We start from the raw sequence: 20,596 nt of genomic DNA on the forward strand, positions 1-20,596 counted from the left end.
TCTCTATCGCTAGGTCACTGTAGGTATTCGACGCGCCTCGCTTGCCAGTCTTTTGCTTGTTCTTCCAGGCGCTCAGCACCCCTTCATCTATCCAAACGGTCAGGCTCCCTCGGGCCTCCAAGGCGGCATGATACTCTGACCAGTTGCAGATGCGGTAGCGGCTTTTCATGCTCTCCCTTACTTCGACTATTATCTCAACCGTATCGATTCATTCTTGCTCATCACAACTGCCTATCGAACGATTTGTGCAACAAAGCCACCGATAGCTGCAATACCGTCCGCACCAAGGCAGTGTTAGCCTTCCGTGTCATCATGTAGTTTACATGAAAGAGATCCGCCCATTTTCCGATTTTCTCCATTCTTTGGATGACTCGGGTACTCTTTGCTGGAGTTCTTCTAAAAACCTCTTCATTCCCTGCACTTGCTCATGCATCTTATGTTTCCCAAGGTACATTATTTCAGTCATTTTTTTATCTATAACACCCATAATCTCAGAGTCTGATTTTTTCAATCGTTCTCCAATATCTAGAATCTTCTCCGTCATTTCCATCAAAAGCTGATTTGCTCTTGGATGCGGCTGCACATAATCTTCTGTAAGGTTCAAGCTATTAGGAATCATAGCTTGTGGTCTGAAGGAATCCTTTAGAATGAACAACATTAACTCATCACCACGCAGCTTACTCAACTTGTCTCCTAATGCCTTATTGACAGCGTAAATTCGCGCGACTTCTAAGCCTACTCGATGAGCCAAGCCAGGAATAATATCTTTACCAACTAATACATTATTAAATAGTCTATCTGCAATTTCTAACTTGCCCACAAGATCAGGTCCGGTATAAACCTGTTTACTGTCCTTGTCGCCACTTGCTTGAGGAGCAACAGCAGAGTAAGCCTGTCTCTTACTACTCGTCATAGATGCCATTTTTTCTATATCGTTCTCAGTTAAGGGTTCCAATCCAGGTTCAAAATGTCTTACCTGCTTAGTGAAGGTAGGCTGTAGCTCTTGCTGCTCTTTCTTGCGAGTGGGTAACCACGAGGTATACTCGTCACCCTTATTGGTCGTCATAATATCTGGGTATTCACGCTGAGCAAAGTCACTTAACATGATCCAACCATTTGTTAGCAGTCCAGACTCTTGTATCGGGATTGAGATTCTTGCAGGATCAGCATTGTCATCTCCTTGTGCAAAGCGTGTACCTCGGAGTGGTGCATTTGGTGACTCGATGAAGAAGAAAAGGAATCCACCATTTGCTAGACCGAGATCATCATAAATGCTTGTATTATGCTTAAATGTGGGTATATCTTTCTCTAACATTATTTTTGATTTCATCCCACTATTTAGCATTAGCATTACACGTACTGAAGTAGTGTAGTGATTTACGACAGCATTTGAAAGAGCCTGTTTCGCTGCTTCCACAAAATCTGAATACCAGGAAAACTGGTTTAATTTATTGACAGATTCCTCTTTTTTTATCGATTCTACATTCATATTAGATAGTTCTTCAAAATATGCCTTGCCCGTTTTGCCGAGTTTATCCGTGCTGTGTTCCAAACCGGCTTGTGACCATAACATCCCTTCATCTGTCATTTGTTGATAGGGACTGTTAGGATCTGCACTGTATTTTTCTAATCGCTTAGCTTGTGCGTCAGTTATATTTCTCTCGTTGATCAATATGTAATTAAGTTCTGTATAATTTTTCACATCTTCTGTCTGAATCCCACCAGCATTATTATTATTTAGCCATTGTTGGAGGTCGTTCACCATTGCTATTATTGCGGCATTTTGAGTGCGAGGTCTACCATCCTTTGAGCGGTCATAATCATTAATTTTTTTGAATAGAGGTTGGAGATCAGGATCATAACCCGTCAATGCATCTCCGATTTTACTCATTGCCCAACCTACCAACGTCTTATGATTCCGTATCTGAGTCATTAAAGGTTGATCGCCCTTACGTTGTATGGTTGCAGTCTCTGCGGTATTTGATTGAAGCACAGTTATACTATCTAAATGCTGCGTAGGTTCGCTCTCAGATATATGGATTGCTTTCTCTTGTCCCATAGCCCCTTGCAGACTGGCGTCTAGAGGCTGTCCCCCACCCCTGGCGCTATTAATCGCCGATGCTAAATCCGTTGATGCTTCCCCGACTGCGATCCCATGCTGTAGGGTTGACTTCGCTTGGAGGTCTGCCGCTTCGGGCTTTTCTTCTGGCTCGTCTGTTAGGGCAAATGGCGATCTCTGGAGGTCAGAAATGCTCTGTTTCGCCTGTAGTTCCTCGTCTTCTTCCTGTTGCTGTACCAACTCCCCTAGAGTTGACTGGGCGGTTGCGGGGGCATGGATCTGTTCTACCACCTGGGATGCTACTCGATCCGCCTCTTGCTCATACAGGTCATTCGGTGCCCCGATAGTCAACTTAGGCTGAACGGGTGCCGATGGTTCAGTTGCTTGTGTGGTTTGGGCATTACGAATAAGGATTTCCAAAAAGTTTGGTTGAGCTTTCGCCCGTTCCATCCGTTGTGCCCAGAAGCCATCCATCTTAGCTTGTAGCACACCCAGTCTTTCTTGCTCTACAGGTGTGATGGTGCCGTGCTTCTCCTTTAGCTGGAGTCCAAACGCCTCAAACTTATTCTGCTGAAAAGCTTCGTTCTCTATATCTTCCTGCGTTGGAAGGCGTTTAGGTTCCCGGATAGAAAACGGACGAGGTGCAAACTGAGACGTGCTTGATGAGACTTGAGGACTTTGGGATTTGGATCGGTGGACACGCTCGAATGACATACTTGCACCTCGTCAATTTTGTAGTTTCAATGCACAACCATGAACTTCATAACCATAACCCTGCTTCTTCTCAGAATCTTTCCATTCTGACGGATCGGGGGCAGAAATTGAGGAAATCTAACTATTACTTCAACAGCAGATCTGCTAGATAATACCCCTCCCCGCAGAAGTTATCTAGAAAATCTGCTAGATAATACCTTGCTTTCCTGGAATTATATCGAAACTTTGCCGAATAAGTCTGGGAAATCCGGGTGTTATAAAGCACATACGATAGTTAATCCTAGTGATTAGGGTCTTATCGGTCATTTGGGCTAGATAACACCCCGAATGCCGAAGTTATTTAGTACTAAAGCTATGACGCAATCCCAGTCACCTCGCCTGCTAGATCAGGTGAGGGAGTCTATTCGGCTGAAGCATTTCAGCCTGTCTATCGAGAAATCCTGTGTCTACTACATCCGGGACTTCATCCTGTTTCATGGCGATCGCCATCCTAAGGAAATGGCGTAGCAAAAAATGGAGTGGGCTAAAATTAAGTTGAACTCACTATGAAGTCGTCCGTATGGTCATGCAGCGAGTGCTCATTGAACTTCCAGAGTCCGTGTATCGTCAGCTGGTACGGATTGCCGAGGAGACAGCGCAGCCCATTGAAGCGCTCGCTGCCCAAAGTGTAATCAGCAATCTTCCTCCCTCAGCTGATAATGCTTCACCCGAGCTGCGACTGGAGCTGCTGAGGATGCAAACCTTAGAAACTGAGGCGCTATTTGAGATTGCGCAGGCGGAAGTGGAACCCGTTGATTACAGGCGTCAAGCTGAGCTGCTAGAGAAAAATGAGTCGGCCCTAATCACTGAGTCAGAACGTCAGGAGCTATCAGAGCTCAGACAGGCTGCTGATCAACTCATGCTCTGTAAAGCCTATGCATGGTCGATATTGCGTTGGCGCGGGCAGAGAGTGCCGACACTGCAAGAGCTGTCAACCCCTCAGTGAGCATTCCGAGGAAGGCATATATCAGTAGCTTAATCCTTTAGCCCTGCCGCCAGTTTTCGGTCTGTAGACCAGGGACTCGATCAAATTCTCGTTGATTTGCTGTGACCATGAGCAGATTGTGCTGAAGCGCAGTAGCCGCAATCAAGACATCGTAGGCACCAATCGGCCGTCTCTGAGATTTTAGAACAGAACGAATCTGAGCTGCTCGTTCAGCTTCTCCATTGCCGAACTGAAGAATGGTTACAGAGTCTAGAAAGCTGGAAATTGCTGGTTGAACCTTCTGAGCACGCTGCGGATTGATTGCTAGGCCGAAGCGTAATTCCATGACCGTAATTGCGGAAACGCCAACATCAGTAGGTGGAGTTTTCTTGAGCCTGGTTTGAGTGCTAGCCTCACCCTTGATGAAGTCGCTAATGACGCAGGTATCAAGTAAATACCGCATCAGAATAGCTCCAGTTCAGGCGGTGCAAGAAGCTCGTCGCGATAGGACTCAAACGCAGGAAAGTCAGGAATTCCCTCATGGGACAAGATCGCCTCTGGCCATTGAGAAGTAGAAACAGGAGGTGTTTGAATCACCCGACGCAAGGCTTGCAGAATCAAGGTTTGAAGCGGAATATTAGTTTCTGCTGCTTGACGAATCAGATCTTGTTCAAGATCAGGTGGTAAATCAATTATGATTTGCATGACTTCATCCTGCCAGAGGTTATTTAATCTGCTTGTGGAGTAGATTCCTGTTGAATTTGAGGAGAGAACGCATGATTGAGCAACTGCCTAAATTCTTCGTTAAATGCACCACTGACCATCATGCTAGCTATGATTCCAATCACGGTGAGCAAGAATACCCAGTTAATTACTTTCTTATCAGTGGTACTATTCCCAGTATTAGAACTAGGGAGAGTCACATGGCTATGAGTTTCACCAATGTTGCCAACAGGAGCGTTAATATATGAGTCTGAAATATTCAAGGTGTTTTCGACTTTAGGATCATCTTCCATTTTCTTTGTTCTTTGATCTATCGTTTCTAGTTGATTAGATAAGTCTGAATTTGAAGGGTCTGGACTAATTACAAACTGAAGAAGCTTTTCTGGTGTCATAGGGTGCCAGGTCATACGGCGCATATTCACCTGAGCATCGATCAGGGTTATGCCAAGCCACGTCACATCTGGCAGTTCTTGGATAAGACGTTGGATTTCAGTACATGCTTCTGGAGTTCCTCGTTCTTTTAATTGCGATAAAACACTATCTCTTAGTCTTGCAATGCCATCTCTAGTTGTTACAGAGTAAGCGATCACCTCATTACTGTGCTCAGGATCTTCACTGTAAGGATATTGATGAACTAGCCAAATGTATAAATCAGCTAATTGTGCTTCAGTCAAATTTAGCTGAACTCCACTTGAGTAACCGTGAGCAGCTAATTCAAGGACTTCGCGACCAAAAGATGTGTCTTGCTGAATCAGTGACCAAATAAATGACCAACCAGATGGCTCTGAATTTTGAATCAGTACTTTAGCAGCAATCAGAGCCTTCTCGCGCTCATTCTCAACTGGTGACAGCGGGAAATAAATTAGAGACTTTGCGAAGTCTCTAGCTTGAGTTAATCCTTGCCTCAGGAGTTCTTCAAGCAGTTGACCAACGCATTTAGGTTTGAGTATCGGATCTTTAGACTTTTCCAGCAAAGTCAACTTCAACTGCTCATCCCAACATTTATCAAGGCGATCAAGCACAAATAGGTAGTCATGCTCCTGGTTCTCTTTATCAATCAGTGCTATCAGTGTCTTGATAAATCCTTCAAAAGAATTTAGATAAGCGTACTTAACTAATTGCAAATAGGAATCTTCATGTTGATTACTACTGGGAGCAGCAACAATAGCAGGCGTCCATCTTTTCCATATTTCAGATGATAGATTTTCTAAGAAATCAGGGCTTTCCTGTAAGAATAGCAAAAAAGCTCTACCGCCTGCCAGTGCAGGTCTGTTGAAGGGTTTCGTGCCTATCCAGCCATAATCTACATCATCTTTTTGTTGAATATACTTCTTTGCCCCTTCAATGATTCTTCTTCGAGTAGCTTCTTCTGCCTCTTGCCATCCAGGAAGCTGGGGGAGATCTAATTCAAATTCACTACCGTAGTTCTGACTTTCAGGTTTGAGAGTCATTTCCCTATGAAGCTGCCACCAGGCATCCAAATCCCCAGCTTCTAGATTTTCTAAAAGCTTGAGAACTCTTTCTTGTGGTGGGGGATTTAATAAGGGGGAATTTTGTCTGCGATTTCGTCTTTCTTGCCAACTAAGATAGTCATCTCTTAGTTTTCTAGCTTGAGCTGAATCTAATTCAATCGGCTCAATTCTATGTGCAAAAACCTCATGCAAAATGCTGTTATTTTGAGAGGCTTCAATAATTGCATCTGTTTGCTTCGTATCTTGGGGGTTAAATGTCCATTCAAGTAGTTGACTCCAAATCCTTCGAGCTTTTTCACAAGAGGCATTCTGAAGCCTTTCAAGCATCCAAAAAACATCTTCTGAAGTTAAAAATTTTTCAGTTAGAGTGCTGAATAGAAAAGATGGATTTTCTTGAGTTTTTGAAGTAACTAAAACTGCTTGCTCAACTAATGCAAGTCGTTTCCAAGCTTCACTCAGTAGTGATGACGCGAATTTTTCTTTTGGCTTATCACCATCAGTAATAAGTTCTTGATGCTCTCTCCATTGGACTAGAGCTGCTTGAGTAAAGCTTTCTGCTACTCCAGGTAAATCAAGGTTTTCCCATGCTTTTAAGAGAATTTCATCCCCAAGTTTCTCAAACGGGTATCCGAGGCATCGTAGACCTTGCCCTTCAAGCCAGTTAAGAGCAGCTACCAAATCATCTGGTTGAAGTTGAAGTTGTGGAACCAATTCATAATTGAGAAACCATTGATACCCACAAAAAAAATTTCTTTTTTTGGGTCGTGTCAGAGAATTGAATAATTCAGTTGCGGTCAGATGATCTGGCCAGATCGCTTTCAAAGCATATCCTTTGAGTCGATCGTCTTCATCTTCTGGCAGGTGTCCAATCGCAAGAGGCTTTAGCTTCGGCCTTGTAGTTGCATCACCAACTGAGCAAATTGCTTTGGCTGCGCTCACTCTTAAATAAATTAATTGTGTTGAGTCAAGAGCAAGTTCCGCTAATTCTTGCTGAAGCTCAGCGACTTCACACACTTCGGCAATATAAATGGCTAGATCCCGTGCATAAACCTGCTTACTAGGAACACAGATATAAGGGCGTAGTTGCTCAACTAATCGAGGATGCTTAAGCTTCCCATAGTTACGAAAGTTATTTCTACCTATATCAAATAGTTTCCCTTCTTCAAACTGTGTCAGTAAGTTATCTACAATTGATGCTCTAACCTGTGCATCAGTCGGCACATCAGTGTGCAAAATAACATCTGGGTCAGTTTTGATAACTTCTTGAAGAATATTTGATCTCATGCTAGCCAGCCATGCAGCCGTTTCATGAAGCTGAGGAATTAGCTTGCGGTCTGAAACTTCAGATGAAAAAATTAATTCTGTAACCTGAATAAGAGGTATTTCATGTTGTACCAAATACCAAGCGGCTAGAAATTCAGCGTAGGTTTGATGCATCCATCCCATTCGATGTAACCCACGAGATGAGAACAAACCAGTATCTAAAACTTCTTTAATTGCTTCCCTAGTAACCTCAAATTCCTTTTCATTGACCTCTTCGCAGCCGAAACATAACCTTTGAAGAAGGACATCTTCATCGGGTATATTCCCCTGATCAACACCAGTCCACACAGCAAATCGGTTGGTAAAGACAGTAATAGCTGCAATTCGAGCGGCGACGATCAGGCGTTGATCAGCATCTAGGTTACCTACTCGGTTTGAAGCTTGACGGCTTTCACTCACTTCCTCACAGAGAAGCTTGCATCCCTCAAGATAAAGTTCATAAAGTTTTTGATTTGGAGGGAATTGACCATTATGACGGCCATATATATTTAGTAAAAATCTTAGGGTGATTGGTTTAATCGCTAGCGATACAACATCCTTCTGTCCAATCTCCTTTAGAAAATCATCAGAAGAAAAGCCTTCAGCATTCGCGGCTTCGATAACATCTATACGACGAAGTGGAGCTAACTTATAAATTGCAAAGCAATCTTCTTTCCAAAGCTCCTTCAGACCTTCTTCTAGGATTGCCGGAAATACGAATATTCTACACGCTAGACGGAGATGGAGACGATTAATATGATCCTGATATTTTGGCTTCTTAAGCTCATCAATTAAACCCGTCGCTAGTGTCGGGATGCTCAAAAGTCCTTCATCAAGACTATCAAGGAACAAATAAAGATGATGACTACCCCCGAGCCAATTAGTAAAGGTTTCATCTTTGAACAGCTCCTCTTTTAGGTTTGCACAGGATCGGAGATTAAGTTCTAAGATTTGACTAGAATTCCGTATCTGCTCTGTGAGCGCTTTGAGGTTTTTCAATTCCTGAGATTTGCCGATACCTGGTTCCCCCAATAAGCCTAGGCATGGAATATTAGTGATCGCTGCTAAACTCACCAGATCTGGGTTATATGCTTTTCCCCACTTCGCGTCAGGATCACACAGATATCCACCATCAGCCAAGTTTATGCTACCTGACCGAGGACACCAAAACCTTTTCCAGCTATACACCTGTTTCGACATCTTGAACAGCTATTTAAGCTGAGTGACTTTTATCTACTTAGTTTATGTAGTCATTTGAGCAAAATTTTCTACTCAACCGTAACTCGTAACATATAGCCTGCTAGACAGCTGCTCTGCTTCAGTTTTAGCATAGTGCCTTTGCTTAGCGAGCAGTTTTGACTTGTTTGATGATTTTAGTCAACCTACGTTCTGATTCTTTGATAGAGTCCCTTGCTAACTTTCCGAAGCAAAGAGTTCCGGTTCCTGCTGCTCCAGTAATGGCTACCTCTACTACTCGACCACTTTTTAGGAAGGCATATACGCCTCCTGCTGTGAGTATGGCACAGACTACCACTCCGAGGCAGTGCATGTTAAAAGTTTGCTTTGCCTGACGCAACATCTCTTTGTAGGCGTCTAGCTCAATATCTTGGTATGGATCAGACGGCTGATTTTTCATTTTTCCTCGATGAATGCGTGTTTTGCATGAGAACTACCCAACACCCTAAGCAGTGCTCATCGAGGCTGTGATAAGCTGAAAATAACCAAAAAGACAGCTCGGCGCTCGAAATGGGTGTCGAGCTATTTCATTGGACGTTATCAGCTATGTTGTTTCACTAAGCAGCTTCCTCCTGAGAATATTGCAAGCTTGCGTAGGCATTACGGCCAATTTTTTGCCATCTAGGATGAGTGCTTTTTACGCCACCACGTAGTTCGGCAGATAGAGAGTTTCTAGCTCGGCTAAGCTCATCATCGTTCTTCGCTTCGTAAATGCGGCGAGCTAATTCAGTCGTCGTCAAAGGGATTTGGCAAGTCTCCAAAACATGAGCTGCAATGTCACCTAATTTCATGCCCTTGTATTCAGGACGTATCATATCCATTGGACTTCGATGTATTGTCAAATCCGAGCTGTAGATAGTTTGCTCAGCATCCAGCTCTCGGATAACAGAGGTAAGAATGGATTCATGATTTGCGATCGCAGCTCTGAGTTGCGGTATCAACACTTGAAGATGCATCAGCTCAGCCTCTTGTTCGGCTAGCTGATGCTTGCGCTTAGCTATGTCAGCCTCGATGGCCCGACGTTGCTGCTCAAGGGATTCTGGCATATTTACTTCCCCAATACCTGAGTTTTCTTTCAATTCTCGTATACGCTAACAAAGACTGGCGAGATTCGCAAGGTTTGGGGCGCTATATATAGTGATTGAATTCTGTATGTGTGTTTACTTACACAATATGTATGGCTTTCGCTGCTGGATTAGCTCCAGGTTTTAAGTCATCAGCTCATTTCAAGGCTAAACAGAGCGATCAAGCAGTTATGGGATAAATTTTAGCTTGCGGCTGGCGTAGGCACACATACGTAGCAGCACCAGCCCCTCCTTAACGTGAGCAATATTCGACGCGCCGTAGCTGCGGGGCTGATAGCGAATCGGGACCTCGACCAGGTCTAAATTGAGCTTGGCGGCACCGAACAGCAGGTCGAAGTCGCCAAAGGGGTCGAAATCGCCGAAGTAGCTGCGTCCGGCGGCGATGCGCTCGTAATCGCTGCGCCAGAGAACTTTGGTGCCGCAGAGCGTATCTTTGAGCGGTTGCTCTAGTAGAAATGAGAAGAGCAGCGCAAAAATTTTGTTGGCGACCGTATTCAGCCAAGGCATGGCCTGCCTGGAGCGGGGATAGACCAGCCGCGAGCCGTTGATAAATTCGCCGTGACCGGTGGTAATCGCGGTCCAAAAATGGGTCAGGTCTTCAGGTGGTACCGTCAGGTCGGCGTCTAGAATCATCAGCACGTCACCCGTGGCTTTGTCGAAGCCCAGCCGCACCGCGTCGGCCTTGCCCTGTCCGCTTTGCTGATAGGCCCGCAGCGTCAGCGGCCCGCGATAGTCCTGCAGCGTTTGCTGAATGGTGGCCCAGGTCTCATCCTGAGAATGGCCTTCTACCCAGATGACTTCGGTATGGCGTCCCAGCAGCGGCATCCGCGCGATCGCGTCCTCCACATTCCCGGCCTCATTCCGAGCTGGAATAATCACCGAGCAGGTCGGCTGTTCGGCGTCAGCGACGGCAGGCGGGCGGGCAATCACATAGTTAATCAGGTCTAGATGCCGAATCCCTGGCAGCGGCGACAGGTAGCGATTGACTAAATCCGCAATGATTGGCACCCGCTTGGGCAGCAGCAAGCGCCGTCCCCGCTTCAGCGGTCGGTAGCCGGTAATCGTGAGCAGGTTAGTCACGTCATCCATTGACAGCCAGTTTTGTGGCGGCTGGGGGCGGCGCAGTCCCACCGCTTCTCCCAGTCGTAAAAGCGGCTCCCAAAGGTAGTTGTGGAAGGTCAGAATCAGCCGGGTGCGGGGCTGGCAGAAAGGCTGGAGACATTCTAGGACGGCCTGAATATCGCTGAGGTGGCCCAGCGTGTCGGATAAAACAATGTAGTCAAAGGGGTCCGGATGGCCCAGCTGACCGGATGTGAGCGTTTCCGCATCGGCGCAGCAAAACTGGAGCCGGGGGTACTTTTGCTGCGCGATCGCGACCATCCCCGGCGACAGATCGACGCCCACTCCAACGGACGGAGCCACCGCCCGCAGCAGCTCTCCGGTGCCGCAGCCGATCTCCAGCACCCGGCTGCCGGGCGGAATCACAAACTGGTGCAGCCGTTCCAGGTCGCGGTAGTAGTAGCGACTGCGATCGCGCCAGCGGTCGATCTCCGGCGCTACCCGGTCAAAATAGGCCCGGGTCTGAGCCTTAAGGGACTGCTTATCGCTCACCTCAGAGCGGATCGGCGCTCGCGTCACAGCTAGGATTCCGAATAGGGACTCCCTATTCTGCCACGCAGCGGCGTCGGCGGCGTTTTCACCAGCTGCCAATCCTTCACCTCGGCCAGAACCCGATAGGTCGGCGGCACAGGCGCGGCTTCTGGTGCAACCCAGGCGTAGGTATCCGGGGGAATCTGCTCAATGGCAGATAGCCTTTTTCCCAGCTGCGGCGTATAGAAGGTGATCAGAATCGTGGTCTTGGCGGGGCCGCCGTTGGGCATCACAAAGTCAACCGGGTGCTGAGCTAGGACGGCGGAAATGTCTGGACTGCGCAGCGCATTTTTAACTGTCGGGCTGTAGTTGCCCCAGAGGCCGGTGACGCAGAGGGTTGCGATCGCCAGCCCGGGACCCAGCAGCCAGCCCGCCTGCCATAGGCCGACCCATCGGCCCGCTGACCGCTGGCGATCGCGGCGAAACACCAGCAGCGGCACTAGCCAGCCCAGCCCGGCGGCGATGCCCAGCAGACCGTAAATGCGCTCGTCCGCAGCCAGCCCAAGCCGCTGCGGCAGCGCCCAGACAATCACTCCAGCCGTTAGCAACATGCCGCCGAAGAGACCCAGGCCGTAGCTCAGCCCGCGAATGAGGCCTTCGCGCCCCAGCCGATAGGCCCGCCGGTAGCGCCGGGCCAGTTCCTCGAGGGGAATTGCCGCCAGCAGCGCAATAAACGGATAAATTTGCAGGGGGTAATACCAGGTGCGGGTGTCGAAGTAGCTGAGCTCGGCCAGCATGATCAGCGGATAGCCCAGCCACAGCCATTTGCGCTTATCGGGCAGCGGCCAGGCCAGCCAGAGACCCGCGATCGCGAGCAGCGGCCAGGGGGCGCCGTTGGCCGGAATGCTCCAGAGATAGTAGAGCGGGCTAGACTCAATCTCGTAATCTTTGGACAGCAGCAGCAGCTTGCCAAACATCTGCTGGAGCGGCAGCAGCCCGTACTTGTCAACGCTCAGCCCCAGCCAGAGCGCCGGCGGTAGCCCGCCCAGCACCAGCCCGACATAGAGCCCCGGATTGAGCAGGTGGCGGCGATGGCTCACCACCAGGTAGGGCAGCAGGGCTACCAGCGGCAGCACAATCATAAAGCTCTTGAATAGAAAGCCTAGCCCCACCGTGCTACCGGCTAATATTCCCCAGGCGATTCGCTGCCCGGACTGCTCCTCTGCCTTCAGTAAGGCCCAAATCCCCAGCAGCTCCACAAACACCAGCGGCATATCCTGCATCGCCAGCCGCCCCGCCTGAATCCAAATTGGCGTTACCGCTAGGATCGCCGCTCCCCACCAGGCAGCCCGCTGGCCCAGCCAGCGCTGCCCCAGCTCATAGGTCAGCCAGACGCTGCCCAGGCAGGCCAGCGTGCTCGGCAGCCGGGCCACCCCCTCGCGGCTGCCGAAGAGCTGATAGGCCAGCGCAATCAGCCACTGTAGACCGATCGCCCGGTCATAGACCGGGTCGCCCCACCAGGACACCGTCAGCCAGTCCCCGGAGGTCATAATCCAGCGCCCTTGCAGGGCATAGTAGCCCTCGTCGTGGGGCAGCAAACTCTGCTCAGGACTGCGGACCAGCAGCAGCAGTCCAGCCCAGAGCAACAGCGACAGCAGGGAGAAATAGCGGGACGGCATGGGGAAGATGACGCGGGGCAGTAGAGGCGGAATCGGGCTATTTTACTTTGGCTTTGCGGGCCGGGGTGCGCGATCGCGGCTTGTCCGCATAGCTCCTGTCCTCGCTGCGCGGTAGGGTGAAATGAATCTGGGTGCCCTGATTTTTCCCGGCGGAGGTGGCCCAGATCTGACCGCCCAGGCCCTCGATAATCTGTCGGCAGATCGCTAGCCCGAGGCCGGTGCCGCCGACGGAGCGGCGCAGTGCTCCCTCTTCTTGATAAAACCGTTCGAATACGGTCTCCAGTCGGTTGGGCTCAATGCCGCGACCGGTGTCCGCCACCGTCACCTCAACCAGGCCATCCCGCAGCGCAGCCTGAATCCTCACCTCACCGTCAGCATCGGTAAACTTGCAGGCATTGTCAATCAGTTTAGAGAGCACCTCGACCATCCATTCGCCGTCGGCCCGAATGCAGGGCAGCTTGGGCGGCAGCTGGACCCGAATCGGCAGCTGCCGTTCTTCCGCCGACCGCGCCCGGCGGCTGCTCAGGGCCAAGTCGATACATTCCTGTAGCGACAGCGACTCCAGGTTCCACTCAATCCGACCGCTTTCTATCCGAGACAGGGTGAGAAAGTCCTGCACCAGCTTGCGCATCCGCTCGGCGTCGGTAATCGCCGTTTCGAGCATCACCTGCTGCATGTCGGTAGGCATATCGGGTTCGGTATTCAGGCTCTCCAGGCAGACGCGGATAGTCGAGAGCGGCGTCCGCAGCTCGTGGCCGGTGATTGCAATCAGGTTGCTGCGGGTACGCTCTAGGGCCGCCAGCTGCTGGTTCAGGTCTTCTAGGTTGGCGTAGGCTTCCGCCTGGATCAGGGCAACGCTGAGCTGAGCCGCGATCGCTTCTACCAGCTCAATCTCATGGTCGCTCCAGACCCGGGGCTCGGGCTGGCAGAGGTGGAGCTCGACCATGCCCAGCAGCCGCTTTTGGTAGATCAGCGGCACCAGCAGGCAGGCGCTCACCTGCCAGTGGGCCAGCCGCCGCTGCACCGGCTTCAGCGACAGATCCGCCGCCCTGTCGGCCTGCGTATCTTCGATGGCTAGCGTCGCCTGCCGCTGGCGCACCCACTGGTAGAGGGGGTTGTCCTGCAAGGGCCAGGTTTGCCCCGCCAGCGCGCTGACGGTGGGCTGACGATATTCATGCTGAATTTGGACATTGTCGGTCTCAGCGCCGCAGCGGTAGATGATGCAGCGGCTGATCGCCAGGGCCTGGCCCAGCTCCTGGACCGCGATCGCAAAAATTTCAGCCGGGTTGAGCGATTGCCGAATCGCTGAGGTAATCGAGTTGATCAGCCGCTCTCGCTGCTCTTTGGACATAATCGCCCGGTAGGCCTTGAGCAGCTTATACTGCCCCGCCTGCAGATAGGTTACCAGCCGCTGGGCAAACGGGTCGGGCTCCAGCACCGGGTCGGGCTGGTCGTTCAGGTCGGCTAGAAACTGCTGCCGGGCCCGGCCCAGCTTGGCCTTGAGCTGCGGTCGGTAGGCCTGAATCCGCGCTAGCAGCAGGTCGGCAGCCCGCAGGCAGACCTGCCGGTCAAGCGTCCAGAAGCCCTCAAAGCGGCGGGTTTGATCTAGGGCGGGGGCACCCTGCGATCGCACCGTAACCCCCTCTATCGGCTGCCGTTCGCGGCAGATCAGACAGGCGCTATAGCGCTCTCCCAGCACAATCAGATGCCATTCCTGGGTGAGCGTGTCATCCTGCTCAAAGGCAACCGTTTCGTAATTGCCAGACTGGCTGCCAAAGCTGGTTTCCGCCGCTGCCAGCACATAGACCTGGTCGGTGACTTCGGCAATCCGCTCGTAGCGATGGGCTTCCTGGCGATAGAAGCGCTCTTGCTGGAAGCTGGCAATCACCAAGGGTCGTTCTGCCCCGGCTAATACCTGATCTTCCATAGCATGGGAAAGCGCCGTCAGCGACGTCTTAAAGTAGGTCTGGGGCCTCAGGGCAGGTAGGGCCGCCATTAGCTCTTCCACAACGGAAGTTGAAATACCCATGAACGCCGTTCAGGTAAGTACACCGCTCCGTTTATTTTCAGCGCAAGCGGCCGATTGAGCGGCCAATATTTCGGGATCGTTACGATTCCTGCGTTGGGTTGACAGATGTTCTGTGATGTCAGCAAGTCTCTAGGCAGATAGGCGGCGCAGGCCAGATGAACTCAATGGACGATGATCTAGCGGCGGCCCAGCTGGTCCTTTAAAGCGCCGATGTATCGGTCAATGCGGTGGTCATCGAAGCTGCCGGTAATGATCCGCCAGGTAAAGCCCCGGTCTAGCTTGACGGCTTGGTCCACGTGTCGATAGCCCTGCCAGGGTCGGGGCAGCCCCACGACCAGATCCCAACCGTGGACGACACGCCAGGTATGGGGGACGCGGCGATTGTAGGATTCAGCAAAGGCGGCATTGCCGACCCTGGGCGAGCCAAAGGTGTAGCTCTCCACCGTAATCCGCTGGCCAAAATTGTATTGCAGGTCAATCGCGCAGAGGGCAGCGAGCGCCCCTCCCAGGCTGTGGCCGGTGGTGCGATACTGCGTTGCAGGACTGGTGTGAACATAGTCGTGAATCTGCGCCCGAACGGACAGATAGGCTGAGATAAAGCCACTGTGCATTTTTACCGGACGGCTCGGTTCGCCATAGGCATCGGGGTAGACGAGCGCTTTCTCTTCCATCACGGTGTCGGTCACCACGTCTTTAACCTGCGCGCGATAGGCCTGCCGGACGGTCCAATCATATTCCTGCTGACCCAGCTGGGTATTGGTATTCCAATCTTGTTCGGCATCGCTGCCGCGAAAGGCGATAACCGCTAGCGGCGCAGCGGGTTCTGCCAAGATTGCCAGCTGGGTATCGGTTGTGGCCTGCTCTACAAAAGTCGGCTGGGTGTTTTGCCAGGCGCTAAATCTATTGCTTGCAAAACTCTGATAGACCTCCTGAGACAGAATGGCCGATTGCAAAGCAGTCTCATAGTTCATCGAGCTCACCCCCCGTATGGGACCTTATTGTATCCAAGCCTACAGCTCAAAGTCAGCGCAATGCGGACGTTGTAAACTTCCGTCAACGCCCGAGCTCGCGCAGTCGAGAACCAGCTAGCTCCACAATCGAGCCTGGCACTACGAGCGGCCAGAACAGAGCAGCCAGGATGACCAACATCCAGGCGTGGATCGGATCAGGGTCGTCAGGTTGGCGGCCTCTTTTATTGATCTCGAATTGCTCGCGGATTTGGCAAAGGCTAAACAGTAGCCCTAGCGTTACAGCACCAGCTGAGTAAAGAATAAGCATGATTGAACTATATAGGTCAGATAAGGGTCTTATATTTCCCTAATGCGAAGGGATACTCACGATGCAAGAGCTGTCTACCTATGACGCCAAAAAACCTAGTTTCTGCTACTGACATCGGAGCAACCCATTGTGCTAAATCGACTCGGCGCAGTGTTTTCTTCTAAGCCAGACCGGCTAATCATCCCCAGCAGAGGCTAGCAAGGCTGCGGCCTTTCTGAGCCGCATAGGATTCTGCACCGCTCGCTCAGCGCAAATCGACGTGGACACTGTGAACCCAGCCGATATGGTCTGACTCTGGGAATCTGACCTTAAACCAGGTCTCACATTTTGAGCTGAAGGCAAACTCAAGCGCCGCTACCCGGTCACCCACCAGACCATGGGCAGGTGCGTCGTATTCTTCCCCTGGCCCGGTACGCACATTTACCCGGCTTCCCGGTATCCGACCGGCAATGGTGGCAGGTTCAGGCTCCTCACCTAGCGAATAGCCCTCCCCGACCGGCAGATAGATCGGCTCAGCGCTATTGGCGATTAGGTTATCGACCGGACATTCCATATTGGCATAAGCGCTGGGCACAGCTGCCAGCATCCCGACTGCACCCGCGATCGCAAGAATTAGCTTCACGGTACTTTCCCACCGACGATCGTTGCTACTCAGATACTAAGGGGTAATGGCACAGCGATAATCGGCCAGTAAACAAGGTTTACAGCTCAGCTAGTAAAGCCTTTTCTGCAGAGAGCGGAACATCAGCGCGATCGCGCTAATTTTCTCAAGCGGATAAATCGTCCCAACTTCATTATTCTCCGCCATCACACAGAGCAGATGAATACCATTCGCACAGGCGGCCTCTAGCTGAGCCAGGTCAAGGTGCGCCTGGCTATCGATGGGCAATCAGGTCAATAAGTCCCTGCGCTTTCAGGGCGTGGCAGATATCTAAGACGGCACTATGCTCAACCGCAGAAATGGCGATGCGAGGGCTGATGCCCGTTTTCTGAAGGTGCTTAACGGTACCTTGAATCGCCAGGTTGATGATTTCAGTCGCACCAGAGGTAAAAATAAGCTCTCGCGGAGCCGCCTGAATCAGCGTAGCGATTTGCAGAGTAGCTGCTTTGACAGATTGAGCTGAGCATCGTCAATGGGCAAGGAAGTCAGCCATCGTTGCGTTCGGACTTTGTACGGTGCTAATTTTTGGATGTACTAGCAATGCGATCCACCCAGGAGCTACCTACATCGGCACTATTCCCGAAGGTGAAAACTATACTTCTACCCGGTTTGAGTTTCGGTATGGTCGTACAACACGCATTGTTGAAGATCCGCATAATGAGATGCAGTGGATCTATGGCGAATTACCGGATTCTATCTCTATCCGCGAGGAAGAAAGGCTAATTGTTTATCACTCACCTGGGGCGGTGATCAAATCGCGTAGCGACTCGATGGACGTGCAGGACAATTCATTGAAATATGGAGGATATATGGGAATTTGGTCTGGAGGCGCGCATTTTGTAGTGGATTCAGATTGGACAGTCAGGTCTACACACAGGTTTTCAAAGCTTCAATATCAGCTCCCACGATTTTTTCTAGGTTTCGTGTAATTTTATCAATATCCCAGTGCCACCAAGCTAGCTCTAGCAACGTTTGAACGACCGAATCTGAGAAGCGCTGTCGAATCAGGCCAGCTGGATTACCGCCCACAATGGTGTAGGGTGAAACATCTTTGGTAACAATAGACTTTGAGGCAACAATCGCCCCATCCCCAATTTTGACACCGGGCATAATGACAGCTTCATAGCCAATCCAAACATCGTTGCCAACTACGGTATCTCCTTTGTCAGGGTACTCGCCAGGCCGCGGCATCACCCGGGTCCAGCTCTCACCAAAAATCTCAAACGGATAGGCCGAGAACCCAGACATCTTGTGATTTGCGCCATTCATAATAAACTTGAGCCCCCTAGATAGCGCACAAAACCTACCAATAATCAGCCTATCGCCAACAAAGGGGAAATGGTAAAGTACGTTGCGCTCAAAATTTTCTGAGTCTATTGGGTCATCGTAGTAGGTGTAGTCTCCAATCACAATATTGGGGTTTGAGACCGTGTTCTTGAGGAAAGAAATCTGGGGAAATCCCGCCATGGGATGGAGATTATGTAGGTTAGGATGTTGCATGGCTTTCAATACGGATAACCGTCCTCGCTAGAGCCGATATTTTGCCAAAATGAGGCAGAACCTGCTCACCCTTTCAAAGGAGAATGCCATGGATACCTCTAACCTGCTCCGACAGCTGCTGATGCTCGGCATCGGCACAACGTCACTAGTTGCCGAACGGATGCGGCAGGTGACCGAAGAGTGGGTCAGAGAGGGTAGACTCAATCCAGAGCAGGCCAAGGGCTTTGTAGATGACTTCATGGCCCAGTTTAACGTTGATCAGAAGACACTCGAAATTCAGATGCAGCGCCAGATTCGTAACATCATGCAGGACCTAGGCGTGCCCCGCCAGGCCGAGATGGATGAGCTGCGCGGACGGCTGGATCGGCTGGAGCGGCAGGTGCGGGAGCTGGAAAATAAGCAGTGGCGCTAGCGGCTTGGGTTCAATCGCAAACTTGTCTACAATGTCGCTGGTAGGCTTTTAGAAATTGGATTAGAACCGGCTGTGAAAGAAATATTGATAAGCTTTGGCGTTTTAGCCGCCTGCTGCACGGTGCTGCTAGTGGCCCAGCTCTTTGGCAACGGGTCAGACGCGATCGCGTCTCCCCTCAATGATCCCCCCGCCGCTACCCGCGAAGCTAACCCGCTGATGGCCCAGGCAGCCAGCGATTTTTTTACTGATGACACCCCCGAGGAAACCGAATTGGCTGACGAAGATATCGAAACTACCGCATCGGGTCTGCAATATGTAGACCTGGAGGAAGGCTCAGGCGCGATGCCACAAACCGGACAAAACGTCACCGTTCACTACACGGGCACCCTGGAAGACGGCACCAAGTTTGACAGCTCGCGCGATCGCAACCAGCCCTTTTCCTTCCGCGTTGGCACCGGCCAGGTGATCAAAGGCTGGGATGAAGGCGTCGGTACGATGCATGTCGGCGGACGGCGCAAGCTAATCATTCCGCCTGAACTGGGCTACGGGGCTCGCGGCGCGGGCGGCGTGATTCCCCCCAATGCCACCCTAATTTTTGACGTAGAGCTCCTGCGCGTCGGCGGTTAACCGGTGACTTCCCCGCCAGCGCTGCAGCTCGACTACGTGCGTCGGCAGTTTCCAGCCCTGGCGGGAGACTGGGTGTTTATGGACAATGCTGGCGGCTCCCAGACGCTTCAGCGGGTTGCCGAGCGGATTAGCGAATACCTGCTCACCTCCAACGTGCAGCTCGGCGCGTCCTACGCCGTATCTCAGACGGCGAGCGAGCGGTTGGACAAAGCCAGCCAGGCGGTCGCAACGCTGATTAATGCCGAGCCTAGCGAAGTGGTGCTGGGCGGCTCGACCACGCTGCTGTTACGGATTCTGGCCCTGTGCCTGGGGCAGACCTTTAGTCCCGGCGATGAGGTGATTGTCACCGACTGCGACCATGAGGCCAACATTGGGGCCTGGGTCGATTTGCAAAAGCAGGGCATCGTCGTTAAAACCTGGCGGACGGTTCCTGAAACGCTAGCGTTAAACCTGGCAGACCTGGCCGCGCTGATGACGCCGCGCACCCGGCTGGTTGCGCTTACCCACGTGTCGAACCTGCTGGGCACCCTCAACCCAATTCCCGAAATTACCCAGTTTGTCCACGATCGCGGGGCAATGGTCTGCGTCGATGGTGTGGCCTACGCGCCGCATCGGCTGGTCGATGTGCAGGCCTGGGATGTAGACTTCTACGCCTTTAGCTTTTACAAAGTTTACGGGCCGCACCAGGCCGTACTCTACGGTAAGCGAGAGCACCTGCTGGCGATGCCAGGCATCAACCATTACTTCATCGACGATGCGGACATACCCTACAAATTTCAGCCGGGCAACCTCAACTTTGAGCTGAGCTATAGCCTGCTGGGGATTACCGACTATCTGAGCGAATTGGCTCAGGTGCACTACCGCGATCGCGCCAGCCTGCGCGGCCAGCTCCAGCAGGCCTTTGACCTGATTAGCAGCCATGAAGAACGGCTGAGCGAGCGGCTGCTCAGCTTTCTAAATAGCCAGCCCAGGGTGCGGATTTTAGGTCGGCGGGAGTGCGATCGCGCCCAGCGAGTTCCCACCATTTCGTTTGTCATAGACGGGCAGGACAGCGCCACCATTCCAGAAAAAATCGATCCCCATCACATTGGCATCCGATATGGAGACTTTTACGCCAGGCGGCTGATCGAAACCCTGGGCTTGCAGGAGCAAAACGGCGTCGTTCGGGTCAGCATGGTTCATTACAATACGCTGGCAGAAGTGGATCGGCTGATCGCGCACCTCGAACCCTTGATGGGCTGAATAGAGCAGCAGTCATCCGATAG

Annotated in this window: 19 protein-coding genes and 1 pseudogene; 5 read left to right on the plus strand and 15 right to left on the minus strand. The window is 51.4% G+C overall.

Annotation, left to right across the window (positions count from 1 at the left end; all coding sequences use genetic code 11):
* Together IQ241_RS18210 and IQ241_RS18215 are read right to left on the minus strand one after the other, a co-directional pair.
* A pseudogene (locus tag IQ241_RS18210) lies at positions 1 to 166 on the minus strand (transposase); the annotation flags it as partial.
* Between the two features lie 153 nt (positions 167 to 319).
* A complete protein-coding gene (locus IQ241_RS18215; protein WP_193909932.1) occupies positions 320 to 2,773 on the minus strand; it encodes a hypothetical protein in 2,454 nt (817 codons plus the stop codon).
* Positions 2,774 to 3,127: 354 nt separating this feature from the next.
* Here IQ241_RS18215 and IQ241_RS18220 point away from each other — a divergent pair, with 354 nt between their 5' ends.
* Both IQ241_RS18220 and IQ241_RS18225 read left to right on the plus strand, forming a co-directional pair.
* Positions 3,128 to 3,280, plus strand: a complete 153-nt coding sequence (locus IQ241_RS18220; RefSeq protein WP_193909934.1) for a hypothetical protein — start codon at positions 3,128 to 3,130, stop codon at positions 3,278 to 3,280.
* Between the two features lie 52 nt (positions 3,281 to 3,332).
* Positions 3,333 to 3,758, plus strand: coding sequence for a hypothetical protein (locus IQ241_RS18225; protein WP_193909936.1), 426 nt, complete (start codon positions 3,333 to 3,335; stop codon positions 3,756 to 3,758).
* A 37-nt stretch (positions 3,759 to 3,795) separates the two neighbouring features.
* On the opposite strand, the gene IQ241_RS18230 is transcribed toward IQ241_RS18225, so the two are convergent.
* The 13 genes from IQ241_RS18230 to IQ241_RS18285 form a co-directional block, all read right to left on the minus strand.
* The gene (locus IQ241_RS18230; protein ID WP_193909938.1) at positions 3,796 to 4,200 is read right to left on the minus strand and encodes a type II toxin-antitoxin system VapC family toxin; all 405 of its coding nucleotides are present in this window, start codon (positions 4,198 to 4,200) and stop codon (positions 3,796 to 3,798) included.
* Positions 4,200 to 4,442 carry a hypothetical protein gene (locus tag IQ241_RS18235; protein ID WP_193909940.1) on the minus strand — a complete coding sequence of 81 codons (243 nt, stop codon included), beginning with the start codon at positions 4,440 to 4,442 and terminating at the stop codon, positions 4,200 to 4,202. Before IQ241_RS18235 ends, IQ241_RS18230 begins: the two co-directional genes overlap by 1 nt.
* 23 nt (positions 4,443 to 4,465) lie before the next feature.
* The gene (locus IQ241_RS18240) at positions 4,466 to 8,374 is read right to left on the minus strand and encodes an NACHT domain-containing protein (protein WP_228021828.1); all 3,909 of its coding nucleotides are present in this window, start codon (positions 8,372 to 8,374) and stop codon (positions 4,466 to 4,468) included.
* Positions 8,375 to 8,576: 202 nt separating this feature from the next.
* Entirely contained in the window at positions 8,577 to 8,870 is a 294-nt protein-coding gene (locus tag IQ241_RS18245) for a TRADD-N-associated membrane domain-containing protein (RefSeq protein ID WP_193909945.1), read from the minus strand.
* A gap of 157 nt (positions 8,871 to 9,027) precedes the next feature.
* Positions 9,028 to 9,516 carry a hypothetical protein gene (locus IQ241_RS18250; RefSeq protein ID WP_193909946.1) on the minus strand — a complete coding sequence of 163 codons (489 nt, stop codon included), beginning with the start codon at positions 9,514 to 9,516 and terminating at the stop codon, positions 9,028 to 9,030.
* Positions 9,517 to 9,723: 207 nt separating this feature from the next.
* A complete protein-coding gene (locus IQ241_RS18255; protein WP_322743696.1) occupies positions 9,724 to 11,193 on the minus strand; it encodes a glycosyltransferase in 1,470 nt (489 codons plus the stop codon).
* 2 nt (positions 11,194 to 11,195) lie between these two features.
* Positions 11,196 to 12,824, minus strand: coding sequence for an ArnT family glycosyltransferase (locus tag IQ241_RS18260; protein WP_193909948.1), 1,629 nt, complete (start codon positions 12,822 to 12,824; stop codon positions 11,196 to 11,198).
* 37 nt (positions 12,825 to 12,861) lie between these two features.
* A complete protein-coding gene (locus IQ241_RS18265) occupies positions 12,862 to 14,853 on the minus strand; it encodes a DICT sensory domain-containing protein (protein ID WP_193909950.1) in 1,992 nt (663 codons plus the stop codon).
* 176 nt (positions 14,854 to 15,029) lie between these two features.
* Entirely contained in the window at positions 15,030 to 15,824 is a 795-nt protein-coding gene (locus IQ241_RS18270; protein ID WP_193909952.1) for a lipase family protein, read from the minus strand.
* Positions 15,825 to 16,375: 551 nt separating this feature from the next.
* Entirely contained in the window at positions 16,376 to 16,753 is a 378-nt protein-coding gene (locus tag IQ241_RS18275) for an SH3 domain-containing protein (RefSeq protein ID WP_193909954.1), read from the minus strand.
* Between the two features lie 90 nt (positions 16,754 to 16,843).
* Positions 16,844 to 17,020 (minus strand): hypothetical protein, encoded by a 177-nt coding sequence (locus IQ241_RS25670; RefSeq protein ID WP_228021830.1) that lies wholly within the window; start codon positions 17,018 to 17,020, stop codon positions 16,844 to 16,846.
* Positions 17,007 to 17,228 (minus strand): aminotransferase class V-fold PLP-dependent enzyme, encoded by a 222-nt coding sequence (locus IQ241_RS26660; RefSeq protein ID WP_228021835.1) that lies wholly within the window; start codon positions 17,226 to 17,228, stop codon positions 17,007 to 17,009. The genes IQ241_RS25670 and IQ241_RS26660 overlap by 14 nt, the downstream gene beginning before the upstream one ends.
* Before the next feature lie 431 nt (positions 17,229 to 17,659).
* Positions 17,660 to 18,292 carry a Vat family streptogramin A O-acetyltransferase gene (locus tag IQ241_RS18285; protein ID WP_193909957.1) on the minus strand — a complete coding sequence of 211 codons (633 nt, stop codon included), beginning with the start codon at positions 18,290 to 18,292 and terminating at the stop codon, positions 17,660 to 17,662.
* 88 nt (positions 18,293 to 18,380) lie between these two features.
* Between IQ241_RS18285 and IQ241_RS18290 the strand changes: the two genes are divergently transcribed.
* The 3 genes from IQ241_RS18290 to IQ241_RS18300 all read left to right on the plus strand — a co-directional run bounded on the left by IQ241_RS18290 (position 18,381) and on the right by IQ241_RS18300 (position 20,573).
* Entirely contained in the window at positions 18,381 to 18,704 is a 324-nt protein-coding gene (locus IQ241_RS18290) for a phasin family protein (protein ID WP_193909959.1), read from the plus strand.
* A gap of 72 nt (positions 18,705 to 18,776) precedes the next feature.
* Positions 18,777 to 19,331: an FKBP-type peptidyl-prolyl cis-trans isomerase gene (locus IQ241_RS18295; RefSeq protein WP_193909961.1), complete on the plus strand. Its 555-nt coding sequence runs from the start codon at positions 18,777 to 18,779 to the stop codon at positions 19,329 to 19,331.
* A 3-nt stretch (positions 19,332 to 19,334) separates the two neighbouring features.
* Positions 19,335 to 20,573, plus strand: coding sequence for a cysteine desulfurase-like protein (locus IQ241_RS18300; RefSeq protein ID WP_322743697.1), 1,239 nt, complete (start codon positions 19,335 to 19,337; stop codon positions 20,571 to 20,573).
* Positions 20,574 to 20,596: the final 23 nt, after the last annotated feature.

The sequence above is a fragment of the Vasconcelosia minhoensis LEGE 07310 genome (assembly GCF_015207255.1).
Lineage (GTDB): Bacteria > Cyanobacteriota > Cyanobacteriia > Phormidesmidales > Phormidesmidaceae > Vasconcelosia > Vasconcelosia minhoensis.